The sequence below is a fragment of the Cytobacillus gottheilii genome (assembly GCF_900166665.1).
In the GTDB taxonomy this organism is placed as follows: Bacteria; Bacillota; Bacilli; order Bacillales; family Cytobacillaceae; genus Cytobacillus; species Cytobacillus gottheilii_A.
Map to the genome: position 1 here is coordinate 1,471,867 of NZ_LT800494.1, position 21,261 is coordinate 1,493,127.

21 protein-coding genes, 1 pseudogene and 1 other annotated feature are annotated in these 21,261 nt (G+C 38.9%); all 22 genes and pseudogenes read left to right on the forward strand.

Features of this window, described 5'->3' with window-relative positions; genetic code table 11:
• The first annotated feature begins 2 nt into the window (after nt 1-2).
• The 22 genes and pseudogenes from floA to dnaG all read left to right on the forward strand — a co-directional run bounded on the left by floA (nt 3) and on the right by dnaG (nt 21,239).
• Nucleotides 3-1,004 carry a flotillin-like protein FloA gene (floA, locus tag B7E07_RS07155; protein ID WP_080849130.1) on the forward strand — a complete coding sequence of 334 codons (1,002 nt, stop codon included), beginning with the start codon at nt 3-5 and terminating at the stop codon, nt 1,002-1,004.
• Nucleotides 1,005-1,101: 97 nt separating this feature from the next.
• Nucleotides 1,102-1,560 (forward strand): hypothetical protein, encoded by a 459-nt coding sequence (locus B7E07_RS07160; protein WP_080844978.1) that lies wholly within the window; start codon nt 1,102-1,104, stop codon nt 1,558-1,560.
• Nucleotides 1,561-1,636: 76 nt separating this feature from the next.
• Nucleotides 1,637-1,921 carry a sporulation protein YqfC gene (yqfC, locus tag B7E07_RS07165; protein ID WP_080844980.1) on the forward strand — a complete coding sequence of 95 codons (285 nt, stop codon included), beginning with the start codon at nt 1,637-1,639 and terminating at the stop codon, nt 1,919-1,921.
• 55 nt (nt 1,922-1,976) lie between these two features.
• Entirely contained in the window at nt 1,977-3,170 is a 1,194-nt protein-coding gene (gene yqfD, locus B7E07_RS07170) for a sporulation protein YqfD (protein ID WP_080844983.1), read from the forward strand.
• Nucleotides 3,167-4,129 carry a PhoH family protein gene (locus B7E07_RS07175; protein WP_080844988.1) on the forward strand — a complete coding sequence of 321 codons (963 nt, stop codon included), beginning with the start codon at nt 3,167-3,169 and terminating at the stop codon, nt 4,127-4,129. The genes yqfD and B7E07_RS07175 overlap by 4 nt, the downstream gene beginning before the upstream one ends.
• A gap of 342 nt (nt 4,130-4,471) precedes the next feature.
• Nucleotides 4,472-6,667 (forward strand): HD family phosphohydrolase, encoded by a 2,196-nt coding sequence (locus B7E07_RS07180; RefSeq protein ID WP_080844992.1) that lies wholly within the window; start codon nt 4,472-4,474, stop codon nt 6,665-6,667.
• A complete protein-coding gene (ybeY, locus tag B7E07_RS07185) occupies nt 6,664-7,134 on the forward strand; it encodes an rRNA maturation RNase YbeY (protein ID WP_080844995.1) in 471 nt (156 codons plus the stop codon). Before B7E07_RS07180 ends, ybeY begins: the two co-directional genes overlap by 4 nt.
• Nucleotides 7,112-7,510: a diacylglycerol kinase family protein gene (locus B7E07_RS07190; RefSeq protein ID WP_080844998.1), complete on the forward strand. Its 399-nt coding sequence runs from the start codon at nt 7,112-7,114 to the stop codon at nt 7,508-7,510. Before ybeY ends, B7E07_RS07190 begins: the two co-directional genes overlap by 23 nt.
• Before the next feature lie 769 nt (nt 7,511-8,279).
• The gene (locus tag B7E07_RS07195; RefSeq protein WP_080845000.1) at nt 8,280-8,678 is read left to right on the forward strand and encodes a cytidine deaminase; all 399 of its coding nucleotides are present in this window, start codon (nt 8,280-8,282) and stop codon (nt 8,676-8,678) included.
• Nucleotides 8,671-9,582 (forward strand): GTPase Era, encoded by a 912-nt coding sequence (era, locus tag B7E07_RS07200; protein WP_080845001.1) that lies wholly within the window; start codon nt 8,671-8,673, stop codon nt 9,580-9,582. Before B7E07_RS07195 ends, era (B7E07_RS07200) begins: the two co-directional genes overlap by 8 nt.
• A 151-nt stretch (nt 9,583-9,733) precedes the next feature.
• Nucleotides 9,734-9,877 carry a YqzL family protein gene (locus B7E07_RS07205; protein WP_080845003.1) on the forward strand — a complete coding sequence of 48 codons (144 nt, stop codon included), beginning with the start codon at nt 9,734-9,736 and terminating at the stop codon, nt 9,875-9,877.
• A 30-nt stretch (nt 9,878-9,907) separates the two neighbouring features.
• A pseudogene (gene recO / locus B7E07_RS07210) lies at nt 9,908-10,570 on the forward strand (DNA repair protein RecO); the annotation flags it as partial.
• 556 nt (nt 10,571-11,126) lie between these two features.
• On the forward strand, nt 11,127-11,525 hold the full coding sequence (locus B7E07_RS07215) for a cytidine deaminase (RefSeq protein ID WP_080845000.1): 399 nt from the start codon (nt 11,127-11,129) through the stop codon (nt 11,523-11,525).
• The gene (era, locus tag B7E07_RS07220) at nt 11,518-12,429 is read left to right on the forward strand and encodes a GTPase Era (RefSeq protein ID WP_080845001.1); all 912 of its coding nucleotides are present in this window, start codon (nt 11,518-11,520) and stop codon (nt 12,427-12,429) included. Before B7E07_RS07215 ends, era (B7E07_RS07220) begins: the two co-directional genes overlap by 8 nt.
• 151 nt (nt 12,430-12,580) lie before the next feature.
• Nucleotides 12,581-12,724 carry a YqzL family protein gene (locus B7E07_RS07225; protein WP_080845003.1) on the forward strand — a complete coding sequence of 48 codons (144 nt, stop codon included), beginning with the start codon at nt 12,581-12,583 and terminating at the stop codon, nt 12,722-12,724.
• Between the two features lie 30 nt (nt 12,725-12,754).
• Nucleotides 12,755-13,510, forward strand: a complete 756-nt coding sequence (recO, locus tag B7E07_RS07230; protein ID WP_080845008.1) for a DNA repair protein RecO — start codon at nt 12,755-12,757, stop codon at nt 13,508-13,510.
• A 42-nt stretch (nt 13,511-13,552) separates the two neighbouring features.
• Nucleotides 13,553-13,732: a binding site (T-box leader), on the forward strand.
• A gap of 96 nt (nt 13,733-13,828) precedes the next feature.
• Nucleotides 13,829-14,710: a glycine--tRNA ligase subunit alpha gene (gene glyQ / locus B7E07_RS07235; RefSeq protein WP_080845009.1), complete on the forward strand. Its 882-nt coding sequence runs from the start codon at nt 13,829-13,831 to the stop codon at nt 14,708-14,710.
• A gap of 1 nt (nt 14,711) precedes the next feature.
• A complete protein-coding gene (gene glyS / locus B7E07_RS07240) occupies nt 14,712-16,784 on the forward strand; it encodes a glycine--tRNA ligase subunit beta (protein WP_080845010.1) in 2,073 nt (690 codons plus the stop codon).
• 346 nt (nt 16,785-17,130) lie between these two features.
• Nucleotides 17,131-17,766: a helix-turn-helix transcriptional regulator gene (locus B7E07_RS07245; protein WP_080845011.1), complete on the forward strand. Its 636-nt coding sequence runs from the start codon at nt 17,131-17,133 to the stop codon at nt 17,764-17,766.
• A gap of 28 nt (nt 17,767-17,794) precedes the next feature.
• The gene (locus B7E07_RS07250; protein ID WP_080845013.1) at nt 17,795-18,613 is read left to right on the forward strand and encodes a pyruvate, water dikinase regulatory protein; all 819 of its coding nucleotides are present in this window, start codon (nt 17,795-17,797) and stop codon (nt 18,611-18,613) included.
• A 311-nt stretch (nt 18,614-18,924) separates the two neighbouring features.
• Nucleotides 18,925-19,362, forward strand: coding sequence for a YaiI/YqxD family protein (locus B7E07_RS07255; protein WP_080845014.1), 438 nt, complete (start codon nt 18,925-18,927; stop codon nt 19,360-19,362).
• A 41-nt stretch (nt 19,363-19,403) separates the two neighbouring features.
• A complete protein-coding gene (gene dnaG, locus B7E07_RS07260; RefSeq protein ID WP_080845015.1) occupies nt 19,404-21,239 on the forward strand; it encodes a DNA primase in 1,836 nt (611 codons plus the stop codon).
• Nucleotides 21,240-21,261 lie beyond the last annotated feature (22 nt).

Here is a 21,261-nt window from a genome sequence, read left to right on the forward strand (position 1 = left end):
GAATGGTATTAGGGACAGGTTCCATATTAACCATTGTGCTGATTGTACTTGCAGTGATTCTTTTGGCAGTTCTTTTCACTTTTGTACCAGTCATGCTATGGATTTCAGCATTAGCAGCTGGAGTAAAGGTAAGTATTTTTACCTTAATTGGGATGCGACTTCGCCGGGTTATTCCGAGTCGAGTTATTAACCCGTTAATCAAGGCACATAAAGCTGGATTAGGCGTTACAACAAATCAGCTGGAAAGCCACTATTTAGCTGGAGGAAATGTGGACCGTGTAGTAAATGCACTAATTGCAGCACACCGTGCAAATATTGAATTGAGTTTTGAAAGAAGTGCGGCTATTGACTTAGCAGGCCGTGATGTTTTAGAGGCAGTACAGATGAGTGTTAATCCAAAAGTAATTGAAACGCCATTTATTGCCGGTGTGGCAATGGACGGGATCGAAGTAAAGGCGAAAGCGCGTATCACGGTTAGAGCAAATATTGACCGCCTTGTCGGTGGTGCAGGTGAAGATACAATTGTTGCCCGCGTAGGGGAAGGAATTGTATCAACAATTGGTTCATCTGATAATCATAAAAAAGTATTAGAAAACCCGGATATGATCTCTCAAACAGTTCTTTCTAAAGGATTAGATGCCGGTACGGCTTTTGAAATCCTATCGATTGATATTGCGGACGTTGATATCGGCAAAAACATTGGTGCTGAGCTTCAGACGGAGCAAGCGGAAGCAGATAAGAATATTGCCCAAGCGAAGGCTGAGGAGCGCCGTGCAATGGCAGTCGCTCAAGAACAAGAAATGAAGGCGCGTGTAGAAGAAATGCGTGCGAAAGTAGTAGAAGCAGAATCGAAAGTTCCTCTCGCTATGTCGGAAGCATTGCGCAGCGGCAACATGGGTGTTATGGATTATTTAAACTTTAAGAATATCTCTGCTGATACAGACATGAGAGATTCGATTGGCAAAATTTCAGAAGATCCAAATCGTAAAGATGACAAAAAATAATTAAAAGCATATGGCACCATTTTAAGAGAACTTTTCTTTTGAGACTTTTCTATGGTGTCAAATGTTTAATTCCCTTCTGAAGGGAGGAAGTGTTTTTATGGAGATCTTATTTGAAAATCCAATTATTTTAATGGCACTAATTGGTTTGGTTAGCACGCTATTTTCTAAAGGGAAAAAGGAAGAAGAAAAGCGAAGAAGACCGCCGCAGCGTCCTGCTGGCACTCCAGGGCATACGCAGCAGCCTGCACAAGCCTCCACGATTGAACGAAAAAAGGAGAAGCTTGAAAACCGTGCAAAACGAGCAGCAGCTCAAATGGAGCAGCAATATACACAAGCAAGGCAAAAGGCTGAAGATGAACTGGAGTCTTTAAATAATAGGCATAGAACTGCTGAGAGGCAAACAGAAACACTCAGAACACGTGAACCTATTAAGAAGACTGCGCAGTCGCAATCGTTCGCGCCTGACAAGAAAAAGCTGGCAGACGCTGTTATTTGGTCTGAAATCTTAGGTCCGCCAAGAGCGATGAATCCTCACCGCTCTGTGAAAAGAAAATAACATAAGCTGATTGGCGAAAAATGTGCTAGAACCTCCTTTCATTTCATACATATGAGATGAAAGGGGGTTCTTTTTTATGGCAAAAAAATGGGGGACTGTGCTGCGGAGCTGGATGACAAAAAATATGGAGCTTCCTCAAGATGTCATGATGGATTTACCCCGGATAACAATGATTGGACAAATCCATATATATATTGAAAATCACCGAGGCCTGCTTTCGTTTTCGGATAAGGAAATAAGGCTTTTGCTAAAGCAGGGACAGTTGTTAGTGAAAGGGAAGGCTTTTGTCATAAAGACCATTTTGCCAGAAGAGATCATGCTTGAGGGGAAAATTGATCAAGTCACCTATCTCCCGGATTGAGAGGTGACTTGAAGTCATCCCCATTAGCTGCAAATCATGGATCAGGAGGAGCGCTATGAAGAATCAATGGATTGAATTTTATAAAGGAGTAGTGACTGTTAAAGCAAACGGAAAAGGAATTGAACGGTTTATCAATTCTTTAACAAGAGATAAAATACATATCTGGAATGTCAGAAGTCACGGCACGAGTGCAATCACCTTTCAAATGAATCTGAGGGATGCAAAAAAGATTAGGAAATATGCACGTGATAGTGAATGTAAATTAGAGTTTCAGCAAAGAGAGGGTATTCCTTTCTTATCGATTAGAATGCTCAGAAATAGCGGGTTTTTAATCGGAGCTTTTCTATTTCTGGTGGTAATAACCCTGCTTTCTAATATGGTATGGGGTATCGAGATTAAAGGAGCAAATCCGGCAACTGAATATAAAATTCAGAAAGAGCTGGAAGCGATGGGTGTTAAAACGGGGAAGCTGCAATTTTTTATCGATAATGTAGAAGGCATTCAGAAAGGACTTACGAATAATGTAAAAGAAATAACTTGGGTTGGTGTTGAGTTAAAAGGGACAACCTACCATCTTCAAGTGGTTGAGAAGAATGAACCTGAAAAATTAGAAGCTGTGGGGCCGCAGCATCTTGTCGCAAAAAAGAAAGCGATTATTGAAAATATGTTCGTTGAAGAAGGGCAGCCTGTCGTCAGTATTCATGATCGGGTTGTGCCTGGGCAATTACTTGTTTCCGGTTTGGTTGGAAAAGAAGAGGAGCCAGAGGTTGTATCTGCTAAAGGAGAAGTCTTTGGCGAAACATGGTACAAGTCTACGGTTACTTTGCCAATAAACAGTACTTTCCAAGTGTTTAATGGACAGGAGAAGGAAAAGCATTATCTTAAAATTGGTTCTTGGAGTATCCCAATTTGGGGATATGGAAAAGTGGAGTTTAAGGAGTATGAAAAAGAAGAGAACCAAAAGACACTGCGCTTCTTATCATGGGATTTGCCAGTATCTTATCGAAATGAGACCTATCGTGAGCGAGAGACGATTACTAGAGCTTATGCGGACAAAGAAGCTGTTGAAGTAGCAAAAGAAATGGCGCGGCAGGATATAAAATCACTCCTCGATGACAATGCTAAGATTAAAGGTGAAAAAGTTTTGCACCAATCTGCAGACAATGGTAAAGTTACACTATCAATACATTTCCAAATTATTGAGAATATTGCACAAGGACAACCATTTACCCAAGGAGATGCAGAATGACAGAAGATTTAAAAACAATGAATATGCATTTTGAAAATCCAAACGAAGCAATTGCACTGCTCGGCAACTCTGATAACAATATTAAATTAATTGAAGAAGAGCTTGAGGTTTCTGTTGTGACCCGCGGCGAATCGGTATATGTTTCAGGAACTGCTGAAAGAGTAGAGCTTGCAGGAAACATACTTGATAAGCTGCTGTATGTAATTCGCAAAGGAATTAACATCAGCGGGAGAGACGTCGTGTATGCCATTGAAATGGCGAAAAAGGGAACACTTGAATACTTCAGCGACCTATATGAAGAAGAAATTACGAAAAACGCAAAAGGCAAATCGATTCGAGTTAAAACGTTAGGACAGCGTCAATATATTAATGCAATCAGAAAGCATGATCTTGTCTTTGGTATTGGCCCAGCCGGTACAGGTAAGACATATCTTGCGGTTGTCATGGCTGTCAGTGCTCTGAAAACGGGCCAGGTCAAACGCATTATTTTAACTAGACCAGCAGTTGAAGCTGGCGAAAGCCTTGGATTTTTGCCAGGTGACTTAAAGGAAAAGGTTGACCCTTATTTAAGACCGCTTTATGATGCTCTGCATGATATTTTAGGAACTGAGCATACTCAGAGGCTGATTGAAAGGGGAACGATTGAAATTGCTCCTTTAGCCTATATGAGGGGCCGTACACTTGATGATGCGTTTGTAATTTTAGACGAAGCACAGAATACAACGTTAGCACAAATGAAAATGTTCCTAACGCGCCTAGGTTTTGGATCTAAAATGGTTATAACAGGTGACCGGACACAGGTTGACTTGCCTAAGGGTGTTAAATCCGGGCTGATTGCAGGAGAAGAAATTTTAAAAGGCGTGCAAGGGATCTCGTTCATTCATTTAGAACAAAGTGATGTTGTTCGTCATCCACTTGTAGGAAAAATTATACAGGCTTATGAAAAAGCTGATCAGTGAATATATGCCGCCAGGAGATCTGGCGGTTATTTTTTTGCAACAGAAAGAAAGAATAAATTAATACTTTTGATTTTAATGAGTGCCATTAAAACCATTTATTAATCTTCTACCTGCAATATTCTATATAGTAATGGGAGACCGTTTGGGCTCGCTTTTCCTGAATATATTTTAATAATTTTTGGTATAATTTGCTATTATCTATCAGATTAGGTTACCCTATTAGTAATGAAGTATGAAAACTTTCTGTCATTTTAATGAAATTTGTCTAAAAAGCTGATATTATTTTACATAATTATAGATATAGCGCAAACGTCATATTGTGGTATGGTAGGAGGGATCTTTTTGGATAAGCTGCAGCGGAATATGGCTAAAATAAGAAATCTGCTTAATGTTAAGATGTTTAAATTATTGCTGTTTGTTGTTTTAGGAGTTGTTTTATATCTTTCTATGTTCGCGAATGTCAGACCAGAAATGTTAAATTTGAGTTTGTTCTCTGTTTCGGAGCAAACCATTCGATCTCCTATCACCGTTGAGGATAAAGAAAGCACTGAGTTAAAGAAAAAAGAGGCGGAGAACCAGGTACAGGATGTCTATGTTGTCAAAAAAGAAATTACTCAAAATCGTGTTGACCTAGTCACATCCATTTTTAGTTCTGCAACTGAGGTAAATGATGAGATTGAAGAGGAGCTGGCTGAAAGAGAAAAAGCCGCTCAGGAGATCGCTGAAAATACAGAAGACGAAGCTGCTGAGATTGAAGAACCAACCATAGACGAAAAGCTCTCCCTTATGAAAGAAAAGCTAACAGAAGGTGTAACAAAGGAAGTGTCGGATCAATCACTTCGGGCACTCCTGCAGGCTGGACAGGATGATTTAAGCATTGCGCATGATCTAACCGTTACCTCCATTAATAACGTGATGCAATCTCGTATTCCGGCTGATGAGGTAGAGAATGCAAAGAAGAGGCTTGAAGAAGAGCTTAAGCTGACAAGTATGAGCACCGGTTTGAAGACAGCTGCCATTGAGCTCGGCCGATATGCCGTTTACCAAAATGAATTTTACGACCCTGCTGCTACACAGGAAATGAGACAGCAGGCTATTGAAAGTGTAGAACCGGTAAAGATCTTACAAGGACAGATTCTTGTTGAGCAAAATCAGCTGATTAGCCGGGATGTATTCAGACAGCTTGAGTTAGTTGGTCTGACAGACAATGAAAATTCAGTTCAATCTTATTTTGGACTATTACTTATCATTATCCTTATTTTAGGAGCCATCTATTACTATTTTCATGAGCATGATGTAAAAGCGGAAAAGAAGCAAAGTCAGCTCTTGTTATTTAGTCTGATTTTAGTTCTGTCCACATTGCTTATGAAAGCAATTAGCTTTTTTCACGACCTCGATTACTCAGAAATTGTTTACATATTTCCAGCCGCAATGGGAGTCATGTTAATCAAGATATTGATAAATGAAAAGCTTGCGATCTTTTTTACAATTATTAGTACGTTGTGCGGCTGTATTATTTTTAATGAAGGCATCACAGGTACACTCCATGTCACAGCCGGGATCTATATACTATGCAGTGGAATGGCAGGAATTCTTTTCTTAACAAATCATAATCATCGCTCAAAAATTTTGCAGGCAGGTCTTTTTGTATCGATTGTAAATATCATTGTTATTTTCTCATTGCTATTTTTGCGTAATGGTCAGTATGATCCACTAGAGTATGGTTTCTATTTTGCAGCAGCTTTGATTTCAGGTATTGCTTCAGCAGTATTAACGATTGGGTTTCTTCCATTTTTCGAGACAGGATTTGGAATGCTGTCGGCAATGAAGCTAATTGAGCTGTCAAATCCGAACCATCCTTTATTGAGAAAAATTTTAACAGAGGCTCCTGGTACTTATCATCACAGTGTAATGGTTGCGAATTTATCGGATTCTGCTTGCGAGGCGATTGGAGCTAACGGTCTTCTTGCACGAGTAGGCTGTTATTATCATGATATTGGCAAGACGAAAAGGCCTCAGTTTTTTATTGAAAATCAGATGAATATCGAAAACCCTCATGATCGTCTGCCGCCGCAAACGAGTAGAAATATTATTATTGCTCATGCAGCGGATGGAGCTGAAATGTTAAAAAAACACAAAATGCCCAAGGAAATTATTGATATCGCTGAGCAGCATCATGGCACAACCTTGCTTAAGTTCTTTTTCTATAAGGCGAAGGAGAAAGGGCTGGATGTGAAAGAAGAGGACTACCGCTATCCAGGTCCAAAAGCACAAACAAAGGAAGCTGCGGTCATTGGGATTGCCGATAGTGTTGAAGCAGCTGTAAGATCCATGTCAACCCCTACTCCAGAGCAGATTGAAGATTTAATCAAGAAAATTATTGCCGATCGACTGCAGGATGGTCAGCTTAATGAATGTGATTTAACGTTAAAAGAGCTTGAAATTGTTGCTCAATCATTTAGTGAAACATTAAATGGAATATTCCATTCTCGCATTGAATATCCCGAAATGACAAAACAGAAGGTGAAGGAAGCATGAGTTTAAATATTGATTTTTTGGATGAAACGAATGAAATTTCAGCTCAGGATCAAGGTCAAATCGAAAAGCTGTTAAATTTTGCAGCAGAAAAAGAAAGTGTGGAAAGTGAAACGGAGGTGTCGATCACTTTTGTCACAAATGAAAGAATACAAGAGATAAATAGAGAATACCGAGATAAAGACAAGCCTACCGATGTGATCTCATTTGCGATGGAAGAGCTCGGAGAAGGTGAAGTAGCCTTATTAGGAATTGAAATGCCAAGAGTCCTCGGAGATATAATCATCTCAATTGAAAAAACAAAAGAACAGGCAGAAGAATATGGACACAGCTTTCAGCGGGAGTTAGGATTTCTTGCACTGCACGGCTTCTTACATCTTTTAGGGTATGATCATGAAACTGAAGAAGACGAAAAAATCATGTTCTCTCGTCAGAAGGTTTTACTGGATGAATTCGGCCTCGAAAGATAAAAAGTATAAAGGGTTAAAAGCCGTTGCAAAGTCTTTTTCTTATGCTGCAGAGGGGCTTTCATCGGCTTCTCGAAGTGAACGAAACTTGAAAGTTCATCTGCTGATTATGCCGATGATCGTTGGTACTGGCTTTTTCTTTTCAATCAGCAGATATGAATGGCTTGTAGTGATCTTAGTAATTGGCGGCATGATCGCGCTTGAGCTTATGAATACGGCAGTCGAGCGAGTAGTTGATCTAGTGACTGACCAGTATCATCCATTGGCAAAGCAAGCAAAAGACATTGCAGCAGCTGCAGTTCTTGTTTATGCCATAACCGCTATTGTGATCGGTGTCATGATCTTTGTGCCCAAAATAATTGATAGTATCGGTTTGTAAAGGCTGCCATTTTGGCAGTTTTTTTAGGTGAAATAGATTGGGGGACTGATCGATATCTAGTTGCAGGTAAACCGTTTTGTGATTAGAGTGTAAACAGGCCATTATTATTCAAATATGGTAAATGGAGTCGCGATAAGTGCGTAAACAAGACAGTGTTATCCAGATGCTGGTAAATGTGTTCGCGATAAGAGTGAAAACCCCTCTATTATCCAGATGAGGGTAAACAGAGTCGCGATAAGAGTGTAAACATGCCACTGATATCCTGATACTGTTAAATTGTGTAGCGATAAGTGCGTAAACAATACAAAACAAAACTCCTTCTTGAGATGGATTCCCATCTAATAATCAGAGCCAAACAAATATCTTCATTGTAATAAAAGGTTTGATAACCCCCGAAGTCAGTATTCCGGTAAGTTGGTTAACTAATCTTCATTATCACCTCAGAAGTCATCGATTCAGAGTCACATGGATAAATATTATTGGAATAGCGATAGAAGTCAGCGGTTCGAAGTAAGTTGTACAATAAATAACCACTTGCCTCTTACTAATTGTTAAAGAACAGCAAAGATTTTGTAAACACTGTCATTACCTATTTGAAACCGTTGCCTAAATCGGCTAAAATAACAGAACAGCAAACAATTAGGGCTAATTCATTAACTGAATTTTCAAATTTTTTATTACAATTTGGCAACAACCCATGAAATTGTTTTTGAAATGATGTAAAATAAGAGTAAGGCTTCGGTCTTGGTATCGAAAGGAAGAATGTATAGTGGAAATCACACAATTAATCGAAGAAGCAAAAGTAGCAAGAGAAAAAGCATATGTACCTTATTCTAAATTCAAGGTTGGCGCAGCTCTCCTTACAGAAGACGGTACTGTTATACATGGCTGCAATATTGAAAACGCAGCATACAGTATGACCAACTGCGCAGAAAGAACAGCGCTTTTTAAGGCATACTCTGATGGAATTACTAAATTTAAAGCAATTGCAGTAGTAGCAGATACAGATGGGCCTGTTGCTCCTTGTGGTGCATGCCGCCAAGTAATCTCTGAACTATGCAGCAAAGATACAAAAATTATACTAACAAACTTAAATGGAGCTATTAAAGAGCTTTCAGTAGAAGAGCTGTTGCCTGGCGCATTTTCACCGGAGGATTTAAATGAATAACGAACAAACGCATAAATCAGGGTTTATCTCCATTATTGGCAGACCAAATGTCGGCAAGTCGACTTTTCTAAACAGAGTTATTGGTCAGAAGATTGCTATTATGAGTGATAAACCGCAGACAACAAGAAATAAAGTGCAGGGAGTTTTAACAAAGGCGGATGCCCAGTTTATCTTTATTGATACACCGGGTATTCATAAACCAAAGCATAAATTGGGAGACTTCATGATGAAGGTGGCCCAGAATACGCTGAAAGGCGTGGACGTAGTCCTGTTTATGGTCAACGCAGAAGAAGGTTTTGGAAAAGGCGAAGAGTTTATCATCGAAAAGTTTCAAACTGTGAATACGCCCATTTTCCTTGTCATTAACAAGATTGACCAAATTCACCCAGATCAGCTGTTATCCGTCATAGAATCGTACAAAGAAAAGTATGATTTTAAGGAAATTGTTCCGATTTCAGCTCTAGAAGGTAATAATGTTGAAACCCTGCTGGAGCAGTTGAAAGAATACATGCCTGAAGGTCCTCAATACTATCCTGCTGATCAGGTAACCGATCATCCGGAGCGCTTTATTGTTTCTGAATTAATAAGAGAAAAAGCGCTGCATCTTACCAGAGAAGAAATTCCGCATTCACTTGCCGTTCTGATTGATAAAATGGAAAGAAAAGATGATAAAGATCTTGTTCATGTGATGGCTACCATCATTGTTGAGCGAGATTCGCAAAAAGGAATTGTCATTGGCAAACAAGGGAAGATGCTGAAGGAGATTGGACAGCGGGCACGATTGGATATTGAAAACCTGCTCGGATCAAAGGTGTTTCTAGAGCTTTGGGTTAAGGTGCAAAAGGATTGGCGCAATAAGATGACACAGCTGCGTGACTTTGGTTTTAGAGAAGACGAATATTAATTCTCTTATCTAAAATATTATCGTTATTCATGTTCAATGAACGATTTTAATTTACAAATTTTTCGTCTTATGATTTTTAAAAGACAGGCTATGATAATGTTAAGGAATCATAATTGCATTGCTAGTTAAAAACGGAAAGGTGGGGTTATCGATGATGGAATTTACCTGGAAGGTCTTTTCGCAAACAGGTAATATTGACACATATCTTCTTTTTAAGGAATTGCAAAAGGAAACAAGTGATATACCCGGAAATCAGGACGAAGAGCTAGCAGAGGTTGATTTTCCCATCTCATAGGATTGTCTAAATATAGGGATGGTGACGAATATGCTTGAAAAATGTGAAGGCATAGTCATTAGAACAGCGAATTATGGAGAAAGCAATAAAATCGTTACCTTATATACGCGCGAATGGGGAAAGGTTGGGATGATGGCACGCGGAGCAAAAAAGCCGAATAGCAGGCTCTCCGCCGTCACCCAGCCTTTTACATATGGATATTTTCTTATGCAAAGAGGGAGCGGGCTGGGTACGATGCAGCAAGGAGAAATGATTTCCTCGATGCGATCGATTAAGGAAGATATTTTCCTTACGGCTTATGCTGCGTATATTGTAGAACTCTTAGATAGAAGTGTTGAAGATCGAAAGCCAAATCCATTTTTATTTGAGCTATTATTTCAATCGTTGAATCTGATTAATGAAGGCTATGATCCCGACATTATTGTGAATATTTTTGAGATGAAAATGCTGAATACACTCGGGTTATATCCGGTGTTAAATCAGTGTGCGGTTTGCGGAAGTGCCGATGGGCATTTCTCTTTTTCTATTCGTGAAGGTGGTCTTATATGCCATCGCTGCCTTGAGAAGGATCCGTACCATTACAAACTATCACCTGCAGCGGTCCGGTTGTTAAGGGTGTTTTATTATTTTGATTTATCGAGACTAGGAGATATATCAGTCAAAGAAGAAACGAAGGCAGAATTGAAGAAAATCATNAGGGTAAACAGAGTCGCGATAAGAGTGTAAACATGCCACTGATATCCTGATACTGTTAAATTGTGTAGCGATAAGTGCGTAAACAATACAAAACAAAACTCCTTCTTGAGATGGATTCCCATCTAATAATCAGAGCCAAACAAATATCTTCATTGTAATAAAAGGTTTGATAACCCCCGAAGTCAGTATTCCGGTAAGTTGGTTAACTAATCTTCATTATCACCTCAGAAGTCATCGATTCAGAGTCACATGGATAAATATTATTGGAATAGCGATAGAAGTCAGCGGTTCGAAGTAAGTTGTACAATAAATAACCACTTGCCTCTTACTAATTGTTAAAGAACAGCAAAGATTTTGTAAACACTGTCATTACCTATTTGAAACCGTTGCCTAAATCGGCTAAAATAACAGAACAGCAAACAATTAGGGCTAATTCATTAACTGAATTTTCAAATTTTTTATTACAATTTGGCAACAACCCATGAAATTGTTTTTGAAATGATGTAAAATAAGAGTAAGGCTTCGGTCTTGGTATCGAAAGGAAGAATGTATAGTGGAAATCACACAATTAATCGAAGAAGCAAAAGTAGCAAGAGAAAAAGCATATGTACCTTATTCTAAATTCAAGGTTGGCGCAGCTCTCCTTACAGAAGACGGTACTGTTATACATGGCTGCAATATTGAAAACGCAGCATACAGTATGACCAACTGCGCAGAAAGAACAGCGCTTTTTAAGGCATACTCTGATGGAATTACTAAATTTAAAGCAATTGCAGTAGTAGCAGATACAGATGGGCCTGTTGCTCCTTGTGGTGCATGCCGCCAAGTAATCTCTGAACTATGCAGCAAAGATACAAAAATTATACTAACAAACTTAAATGGAGCTATTAAAGAGCTTTCAGTAGAAGAGCTGTTGCCTGGCGCATTTTCACCGGAGGATTTAAATGAATAACGAACAAACGCATAAATCAGGGTTTATCTCCATTATTGGCAGACCAAATGTCGGCAAGTCGACTTTTCTAAACAGAGTTATTGGTCAGAAGATTGCTATTATGAGTGATAAACCGCAGACAACAAGAAATAAAGTGCAGGGAGTTTTAACAAAGGCGGATGCCCAGTTTATCTTTATTGATACACCGGGTATTCATAAACCAAAGCATAAATTGGGAGACTTCATGATGAAGGTGGCCCAGAATACGCTGAAAGGCGTGGACGTAGTCCTGTTTATGGTCAACGCAGAAGAAGGTTTTGGAAAAGGCGAAGAGTTTATCATCGAAAAGTTTCAAACTGTGAATACGCCCATTTTCCTTGTCATTAACAAGATTGACCAAATTCACCCAGATCAGCTGTTATCCGTCATAGAATCGTACAAAGAAAAGTATGATTTTAAGGAAATTGTTCCGATTTCAGCTCTAGAAGGTAATAATGTTGAAACCCTGCTGGAGCAGTTGAAAGAATACATGCCTGAAGGTCCTCAATACTATCCTGCTGATCAGGTAACCGATCATCCGGAGCGCTTTATTGTTTCTGAATTAATAAGAGAAAAAGCGCTGCATCTTACCAGAGAAGAAATTCCGCATTCACTTGCCGTTCTGATTGATAAAATGGAAAGAAAAGATGATAAAGATCTTGTTCATGTGATGGCTACCATCATTGTTGAGCGAGATTCGCAAAAAGGAATTGTCATTGGCAAACAAGGGAAGATGCTGAAGGAGATTGGACAGCGGGCACGATTGGATATTGAAAACCTGCTCGGATCAAAGGTGTTTCTAGAGCTTTGGGTTAAGGTGCAAAAGGATTGGCGCAATAAGATGACACAGCTGCGTGACTTTGGTTTTAGAGAAGACGAATATTAATTCTCTTATCTAAAATATTATCGTTATTCATGTTCAATGAACGATTTTAATTTACAAATTTTTCGTCTTATGATTTTTAAAAGACAGGCTATGATAATGTTAAGGAATCATAATTGCATTGCTAGTTAAAAACGGAAAGGTGGGGTTATCGATGATGGAATTTACCTGGAAGGTCTTTTCGCAAACAGGTAATATTGACACATATCTTCTTTTTAAGGAATTGCAAAAGGAAACAAGTGATATACCCGGAAATCAGGACGAAGAGCTAGCAGAGGTTGATTTTCCCATCTCATAGGATTGTCTAAATATAGGGATGGTGACGAATATGCTTGAAAAATGTGAAGGCATAGTCATTAGAACAGCGAATTATGGAGAAAGCAATAAAATCGTTACCTTATATACGCGCGAATGGGGAAAGGTTGGGATGATGGCACGCGGAGCAAAAAAGCCGAATAGCAGGCTCTCCGCCGTCACCCAGCCTTTTACATATGGATATTTTCTTATGCAAAGAGGGAGCGGGCTGGGTACGATGCAGCAAGGAGAAATGATTTCCTCGATGCGATCGATTAAGGAAGATATTTTCCTTACGGCTTATGCTGCGTATATTGTAGAACTCTTAGATAGAAGTGTTGAAGATCGAAAGCCAAATCCATTTTTATTTGAGCTATTATTTCAATCGTTGAATCTGATTAATGAAGGCTATGATCCCGACATTATTGTGAATATTTTTGAGATGAAAATGCTGAATACACTCGGGTTATATCCGGTGTTAAATCAGTGTGCGGTTTGCGGAAGTGCCGATGGGCATTTCTCTTTTTCTATTCGTGAAGGTGGTCTTATATGCCATCGCTGCCTTGAGAAGGATCCGTACCATTACAAACTATCACCTGCAGCGGTCCGGTTGTTAAGGGTGTTTTATTATTTTGATTTATCGAGACTAGGAGATATATCAGTCAAAGAAGAAACGAAGGCAGAATTGAAGAAAATCATCACGGCTTATTATGATGAAAACTCTGGCTTAAATTTAAAATCAAAAAAGTTTTTAAATCAAATGGAGAAATTCGATGGCTTCTTAAAGTAATATTTGACTTTAAAAATGATTTTCGCTATGATTCAAATATTAATAGTTGCGATGACGAAGAGGAGTACTTAATTCAATCTATAAAAGCGAACCTAGGGTGGTGGGAGCTAGGCAATAGAAGGGTTAAGGAAGGGCACTTTACGAGCGACATAACGTTGAAAGAGGCTAAAGCTTTTGCTTTGGCAAATAGGGTGGAACCGCGGGTTAACTCTCGTCCCTATGCCGTATTTAGGCATAGGGGCGGGAGTTTTTTATATTTTAAAAGTAACAAGTCCCTGATGTCTAACATCAATTTTATAAAAAAGGGTGAGATGTAAGATGAATATTCAGAACATGATTCTGACTTTGCAGAAGCATTGGTCAGAGCAAGGCTGTATTTTAATGCAGGCTTATGATGTAGAAAAAGGAGCGGGCACAATGAGTCCGTATACATTTTTAAGGGCAATTGGACCGGAGCCTTGGAATGTCGCTTATGTGGAGCCATCCCGTCGTCCAGCAGATGGCCGTTACGGTGAAAACCCTAACCGCCTTTATCAGCATCATCAGTTCCAGGTGATTATGAAGCCTTCTCCAGATAATATTCAGGAATTATACCTTGATTCACTTAAGGCATTAGGAATCGACCCGCTTAAGCATGACATTCGTTTTGTTGAAGATAACTGGGAAAATCCATCTTTGGGCTGTGCTGGCTTAGGCTGGGAAGTATGGCTTGATGGAATGGAGATTACACAATTTACGTATTTCCAGCAGGTTGGCGGTCTTGAATGTAAACCGGTATCTGTGGAAATTACATACGGAATTGAACGTTTAGCTTCTTATATTCAAGATAAAGAAGATGTCTTTGACCTGGAGTGGACAAATGGCTTTACTGTAAGAGACATTTTCCTGCAGCCGGAATATGAGCATTCTAAATATACGTTTGAAACGAGCGACCCTGACATGCTGTTTAACTTATTTAATATTTATGAAAAAGAAGCACATCGTCAAATGGAGGAAGGACTCGTGCATCCTGCTTATGATTATGTACTGAAATGCTCACATGTGTTCAATTTGTTAGACGCAAGAGGCTCCATTTCCGTCACAGAAAGAACTGGTTATATTGGACGCTGCCGAAACTTAGCAAGAAAAATAGCGAAAACATTCTATGAAGAGCGTGAAAAGTTAGGATTCCCAATCCTGCAAGCAAAGGAGGAAAATTAAGATGTCTAAAAAAGATCTCCTCTTAGAAATTGGTCTTGAAGAAATGCCTGCAAGATTTGTTACAAATTCAATGAATCAGCTTTCTGATAAAATTCAAGCTTGGATGATGGAAAAAAAGATTGATTTTGATCATGTTACTGCATTTTCAACACCCCGCCGTCTTGCTGTAGTGGTGGAAGGCATCAGTGAAGCACAAGAGGATGTACATGAAGAAGCAAAGGGTCCAGCTAAAAAAATCGCACAAGACGAAAATGGCGAGTGGACGAAAGCTGCCATTGGATTTTGCAGAGGTCAAGGAGCAACAGTCGAAGATATTTTCTATAAAGAAATTAATGGTGTTGAGTATGTTCATGTGAAAAAGTTTATTCAAGGCCAGCAAACGAGTTCGCTTTTACCAGAGCTGCAGCATGTCATTACGTCCTTGTCTTTCCCTAAAAATATGCGCTGGGCAGACGAAGAGCTAAAATATATCCGCCCGATAAAATGGATCATCGCATTATTCGGTTCTGAAATTGTTCCATTTTCCATTGCTGGTGTACAGACATCCAATTGGACAATGGGTCATCGCTTCTTGGGTGAACGCACGGAAATTACCAGCCCGGATGTTTATGAAAAAACATTAATGTCTCAGTACGTGCTTGTTAATTCGGATGAAAGAAAAGAAGGTATTCGCAACCAGCTGAAACAGCTTGAAGAAGAACATGGGTGGGTCATTCCAGTCGATGAAGATCTTCTTGAAGAAGTTAATAACCTGGTTGAATATCCGACAGCGCTTTTTGGAAAGTTTGAGGAAGAGTTTTTGCAGATCCCACAGGAAGTTCTTATTACATCGATGAAAGAACATCAGCGTTATTTTCCTGTTAAATCAGAAGATGGAGAGCTCCTTCCTTTCTTTGTTACGGTGAGAAATGGCGGGCATGAGCATCTTGAAAATGTGGCAAAAGGAAATGAAAAAGTATTAAGAGCTAGACTTTCTGATGCAGCGTTCTTTTACAATGAAGATCAAAAAACAGCGATCAGTGATTCGCTGAAAAAGCTGGAATCCATTGTGTATCATGAGGAAATCGGAACGCTATCACAAAAAACTGCAAGAGTGCGCAAGGTAACGAATAAGCTAGCAGGATTATTAACCTTTAATGAAAATGAGACCAAGCAGGCAGATCGTGCAGCTGAAATTGCGAAATTTGACCTTGTGACACATATGGTTTATGAATTCCCGGAACTGCAAGGCTTTATGGGGGAAAAATATGCATTGCAAAAGGGTGAAGATCCCGCAGTTGCCCAAGCGATTAATGAGCATTATATGCCTAGAAATGCTGAAGACGGGACGCCAGAAAGCAATGTGGGGGCGTTATTATCAATAGCTGAAAAGATAGATACAATTGCAGCCTGCTTTGCAATTGGCATTATTCCAAGTGGTTCACAAGACCCATATGCATTGAGAAGACAAGCGACAGGCATTGTACAGATCCTCCTGAAAAAAGATTGGGGTCTGGAGCTTGAAAGCATCATTGATCTTGCGTTGGAGTTTGTTCAGGAAGATAAAATCGCGAAAAAAGCATTAGAAGACATTCAAAAAGATTTATATGCCTTCTTTAAACTGCGTATCAAGCATATTCTTCAAGAGCGCGGCATTAGATACGACCTTATTGAAGCTGTTCTTGGGAATCAATTAGGCTCAATGCCTTCATTAGTCAAACGTGCGGAAGTATTGGAGCAAGAGAAACAAAACCCTGATTTTAAAGAAAATATGGAAGCTCTAGGCCGTGTATTGAATATTTCTTCGAAAGCTGAGCATGTTGGTGAAGTAGATGCAAGTTTATTTGAAAACAATTATGAAAAAGAATTGTTTAGCAAATATGAGGAAGTTCGCAACCAGCTGCAAACAATTTCAGATGAGAAACGTTTATACAACTTGCTTGTTTCATTAAAACCAGCCATAGACGGTTATTTTGAACATACAATGGTTATGGCGGAGCAAGAAAATATTCGTGCAAATCGTTTAAGTCAGATGGCAAAACTGGCAGACCTCATTCGTCAATTTGCAAATGTGAATGAGATTATTGTTAAATAAAACTTTCCCTTCAGGCCGCATTTTGTGGTGTGTCGGGCACTTAGCGGGTGTGTAGAAACTTATTTAATATATGCTATTTAACGTAACGAAAACAGATAGGTACGGAACTCCAGTTTAGCAGGCTAATTAGCACTGTGAGCACTTCGGTCTGCATTACTAAGCAGCTAAAACATCATGAAAAGACCTGTGGATGAGCTTGTCATAGCGGCAAGCTCTTTCACATTACTGTATTGAGGTTTTTATTCACAAATTTGAAAGGAATCTATTCTGTTCATTTTGTGTAAATAGTATATAATGTTTCTATAATAGTATGTCTTATTGAATCGAATACACATACATAAGCAAGGTGGTGAACGAAATCGAACTGAATAAAAGACAGGAAAAAATTCTGGAAATCGTTAAGGAAAACGGCCCCATTACAGGTGAGAATATAGCAGAGCAGTTAAACTTGACTAGAGCTACATTACGGCCAGATTTGGCCATATTAACGATGGCCGGCTACCTTGATGCCAGACCTAGAGTAGGATATTTTTACACAGGAAAAACAGGTGCGCAGCTTCTGACTGAGAACATGCAGAAATTATTTGTGAAGGACTATCAGTCTATTCCAGTTGTCGTAAAGGAAAATGTGTCCGTATATGATGCCATTGTTACAATGTTCTTGGAAGATGTCGGAACTTTGTTTGTGGTAGATGAAAAATCCCTGCTGGTAGGAGTTCTTTCCAGAAAAGATTTATTAAGAGCCAGCATAGGCAAGCAGGAACTTTCGGCTATACCTGTAAATATTATTATGACAAGAATGCCCAATATCACTGTATGCAAGAAAGATGACTTATTGCTTGATGTTGCCCACAAGCTGATTGATAAACAAATTGACTCTCTTCCGATTGTTAAAGAGACAGAAGAAGGGTTGGAAGTATTAGGTAGAATCACAAAAACCAATTTAACCAAAGCGTTTGTTGCTCTAGCTGGAGAAAAGTAATTCTAGAAATAGGAGATGGTGATCAAGGATGGGGAAAATGCCGGTAATCTATGTTGTTTCAGATTCTGTAGGAGAAACAGCGGAACTCGTAACAAAAGCTGCAACAAGTCAATTCAATGGCGGTGACGTCATTATAAAAAGATTTCCATATGTAGAGGAACTATCACATATTGACGAAGTGATCTCGCTTGCGAAACTGGATAATGGAATGATCGCCTATACTCTGGTTAAGCCAGAAATTCGACAGTACATGAATGTATCAGCACAAAATGCAGGGATTTATGCCTGTGATATTATTGGACCGCTTATGGATCAAATCCAAACATTTTGCGGTACTGAGCCTTTATATGAACCAGGTCTAGTCCGAAAACTTGATGAAGATTATTTCAAAAAGATCGAAGCAATTGAATTTGCTGTGAAATATGATGACGGAAGAGATCCAAGAGGGATATTGAAGGCTGATATTGTACTTGTCGGTGTATCAAGAACTTCTAAGACACCATTATCGCAATACCTGGCCCATAAAAGGCTTAAGGTTGCCAATGTTCCGCTCGTGCCTGAAGTTGATCCGCCAGAAGAATTATTTTTGGTTCAGCCGGAGAAATGCTATGGCTTAAAAATCAGCCCGCAAAAATTAAATAATATCAGGAGAGAAAGATTAATTTCATTAGGTCTCAGCGACAATGCAAGCTATGCGAATATTGAAAGAATTAAAAATGAAATTGACTACTTTGAAGATATAGTGGACCGCCTTCAATGCCCAGTAATAGATGTAACAAACAAAGCGGTTGAAGAAACAGCCAATGTTATCCTCAATCATTATCGTAAAAGCTTTCCAATTACCTAGCACATACTTGTTATGTGCTCTTTTTTAATGAAGGAAAGGAATTGGATAAAAAAAATGACGAAATTTGCATGAAACGTCTATTTTTTAATGGAAAAACCAGCAATTATGTACTATAATAAAAAATTGTGATAAAAATGTCTTCTAAATAGGTTTAGACTTGAGAGTGAACGAATAAACTATTTAAAGAAAGATGTCAAGGTACCAGCTGAAAAAAAATTCGACAAATATCCCTTTTGAAAAATTAAGCCAGTAAGAAGGAAAATGCGGAGTGATGTAGAATTAATAAGTCATTAGGCACAACTGCCATCTTTGTGGATGCAGATTCTTGTCCAGTAAAAGATGAAATTGTCGAAATTGCAAAAGCTTTTTCAATTAAAGTTGTATTTGTTGCTTCATATGCTCACATGAAGAATGAAGCTCAAGAAGCTGAATGGAGGTTCGTAGATTGTGATCAAGAAGCAGTCGATCTCTACATAATGAACCATACATCATCACAGGATATTGTCATTACCCAAGATATCGGGCTGGCTTCTACCTTGCTGCTTAAAAACATGTATGTACTCTCTCCAAGAGGGATGCTATACGAAGAATCAAATATCCGGACAATGCTAGATATGAGATATCTCTCAGCAAAAGCACGCAAAAAAGGGATTTATGGTAAAGGCCCAAAACCTTTTACAAAACAAGATCGAATAAATTTTATTAACACATTTACAAAAATTTTGTCGAAAGTTGAAGGGATTCCATAACTTTTATAGAATACCTCTTAGAACTAGTAGGAGTTGTTCTTATGGCAGATCTTATTGCATCAGAGAAAATTGATGAAATTCGCAGATCTGTTGATCTTGTTGATGTAATTGGAGAATATGTCCAGCTCACCAAAAAAGGGCGAAATTATTTTGGATTATGTCCATTTCATGGTGAAAATACACCTTCATTTTCTGTATCAACAGACAAACAGATTTATAATTGCTTTGGCTGTCATGCAGCTGGCGATGCCTTCTCGTTTATAATGGATATCGAAGGTTATTCTTTTCAGGAAGCTGCTATTGAGCTTGCTGAAAAAGGGAATGTAAAACTTGATATTGATGCTCCGGCTGCTGCGGCCGCAAAGTCAATGTCTCCAGATTTTCAGCAAATGATTGAAGCACATAAGCTATTAAGTAAATTCTACCATCATTTGCTCGTAAATACAAAAGACGGTCAGCATGCGCTTGAATACTTGCTGGATCGAGGCTTTACACGGGAATCAATCGATAAATTTCAAATTGGCTATTCATTAAACTCCTGGGATTTTGTTTATAAATTTCTAATGAAAAGAAACTTTCCAGAGCAATTGATGGAAAAAGCTGGATTGATCATTAAACGCGAAAAAGATGGCAGTTACTTCGATCGTTTCCGCGATCGCATCATGTTTCCAATTCAAGATCGAAACGGAAACACGATTGCGTTTTCTGGCAGAGCACTTGGTGGCGATGATCCCAAATATTTAAATAGTCCAGAAACGCCTATTTTTAATAAAAGCAAAATCCTGTATAACTTTCAATCAGCAAGGGCCCAAATGAAAAAAATGCAAAGAGCCGTCCTGTTTGAAGGGTTTGCAGATGTCATTGCTGCCGATCGAGCCGGCGTTGAAAACGGTGTTGCCACAATGGGAACATCTTTAACTGACGAGCATATTGCGTTATTAAAAAAACAAGTACAGTCCATCACCATTTGTTATGATTCCGATAATGCAGGAAAGGAAGCTGCTTTTCGCGCTTCTGCAATGCTTGATGAAGCGGGATTTCAAATTAGAGTAGCGATGATGCCAGACGGTCTGGATCCAGATGATTATATTCAGGCAAATGGCGCTGAGAAATTTAGAAATGAAGTCATTGATGGAAGCTTGACGCTGATGGCGTTTAAAATTCTTTATTTGCGCAGAGGGAAAAGGCTGCAGGATGAAGGAGATCGCCTTCTTTATATAGAAGAAGTATTAAGGGAGCTTGCCAAGCTTGATAAAGCTGTTGAGAAGGATCTTTATATAAGGCAATTAGCAGAGGAATTTTCCGTTTCACTTGATGCCCTTAAAGAACAGCTTGAAGCAATTGAAATGAGCCAGCGTGGCAGCAGGCGACAAAATGATCAAGATCGCCATGTCGATTCACGCACCTTGGTGAACCCGCCTGCATCTGCCTCTTCTAAAATTAGACCAGCCTTTCATACAGCAGAAAGAAATCTAATTTCTCATATGATGAAAGATGCAGACATAGCTTTTAAGGTTCAGTCTTTACTTGGCGGGAATACATTTAATGTTGACGAACACCAAGCGATTTTCACATATTTGTTAGGTTACTTTGAAAGCGGTCATTCACCGGATACTAGTGCATTTATACATTTTATTGATGATGATAAACTTCGTAAGATTTGTGCAGAGATTGCTTTAGTAACCATTAATGATGAATTAAGTGAACAAGAGCTATCTGATTATATTAAGCAGGTGTTGAATTATCAAAAAATGCTAATGATAAAAGAAAAAAAAGCTGAGGCAAAAGAGGCTGAGAGGCAAAAGGATTATAACAAGGCTGCTTTAATTGGCATGGAAATTATTCAGTTGCAAAAGTCATTAAAGACAACAGTATAACCAATATGGCAAGGATTTAATT

Bases quoted from the DNA above. Each gene is read 5' to 3' on its own strand.
- floA (WP_080849130.1), top strand. From the start codon at position 3: ATGGTATTAGGGACAGGTTCCATATTAACCATTGTGCTGATTGTACTT.
- B7E07_RS07160 (WP_080844978.1), top strand. From the start codon at position 1,102: ATGGAGATCTTATTTGAAAATCCAATTATTTTAATGGCACTAATTGGT.
- yqfC (WP_080844980.1), top strand. From the start codon at position 1,637: ATGGCAAAAAAATGGGGGACTGTGCTGCGGAGCTGGATGACAAAAAAT.
- yqfD (WP_080844983.1), top strand. From the start codon at position 1,977: ATGAAGAATCAATGGATTGAATTTTATAAAGGAGTAGTGACTGTTAAA.
- B7E07_RS07175 (WP_080844988.1), top strand. From the start codon at position 3,167: ATGACAGAAGATTTAAAAACAATGAATATGCATTTTGAAAATCCAAAC.
- ybeY (WP_080844995.1), top strand. From the start codon at position 6,664: ATGAGTTTAAATATTGATTTTTTGGATGAAACGAATGAAATTTCAGCT.
- B7E07_RS07190 (WP_080844998.1), top strand. From the start codon at position 7,112: ATGAATTCGGCCTCGAAAGATAAAAAGTATAAAGGGTTAAAAGCCGTT.
- era (WP_080845001.1), top strand. From the start codon at position 8,671: ATGAATAACGAACAAACGCATAAATCAGGGTTTATCTCCATTATTGGC.
- B7E07_RS07205 (WP_080845003.1), top strand. From the start codon at position 9,734: ATGATGGAATTTACCTGGAAGGTCTTTTCGCAAACAGGTAATATTGAC.
- era (WP_080845001.1), top strand. From the start codon at position 11,518: ATGAATAACGAACAAACGCATAAATCAGGGTTTATCTCCATTATTGGC.
- B7E07_RS07225 (WP_080845003.1), top strand. From the start codon at position 12,581: ATGATGGAATTTACCTGGAAGGTCTTTTCGCAAACAGGTAATATTGAC.
- recO (WP_080845008.1), top strand. From the start codon at position 12,755: ATGCTTGAAAAATGTGAAGGCATAGTCATTAGAACAGCGAATTATGGA.
- glyQ (WP_080845009.1), top strand. From the start codon at position 13,829: ATGAATATTCAGAACATGATTCTGACTTTGCAGAAGCATTGGTCAGAG.
- glyS (WP_080845010.1), top strand. From the start codon at position 14,712: ATGTCTAAAAAAGATCTCCTCTTAGAAATTGGTCTTGAAGAAATGCCT.
- B7E07_RS07250 (WP_080845013.1), top strand. From the start codon at position 17,795: ATGGGGAAAATGCCGGTAATCTATGTTGTTTCAGATTCTGTAGGAGAA.
- dnaG (WP_080845015.1), top strand. From the start codon at position 19,404: ATGGCAGATCTTATTGCATCAGAGAAAATTGATGAAATTCGCAGATCT.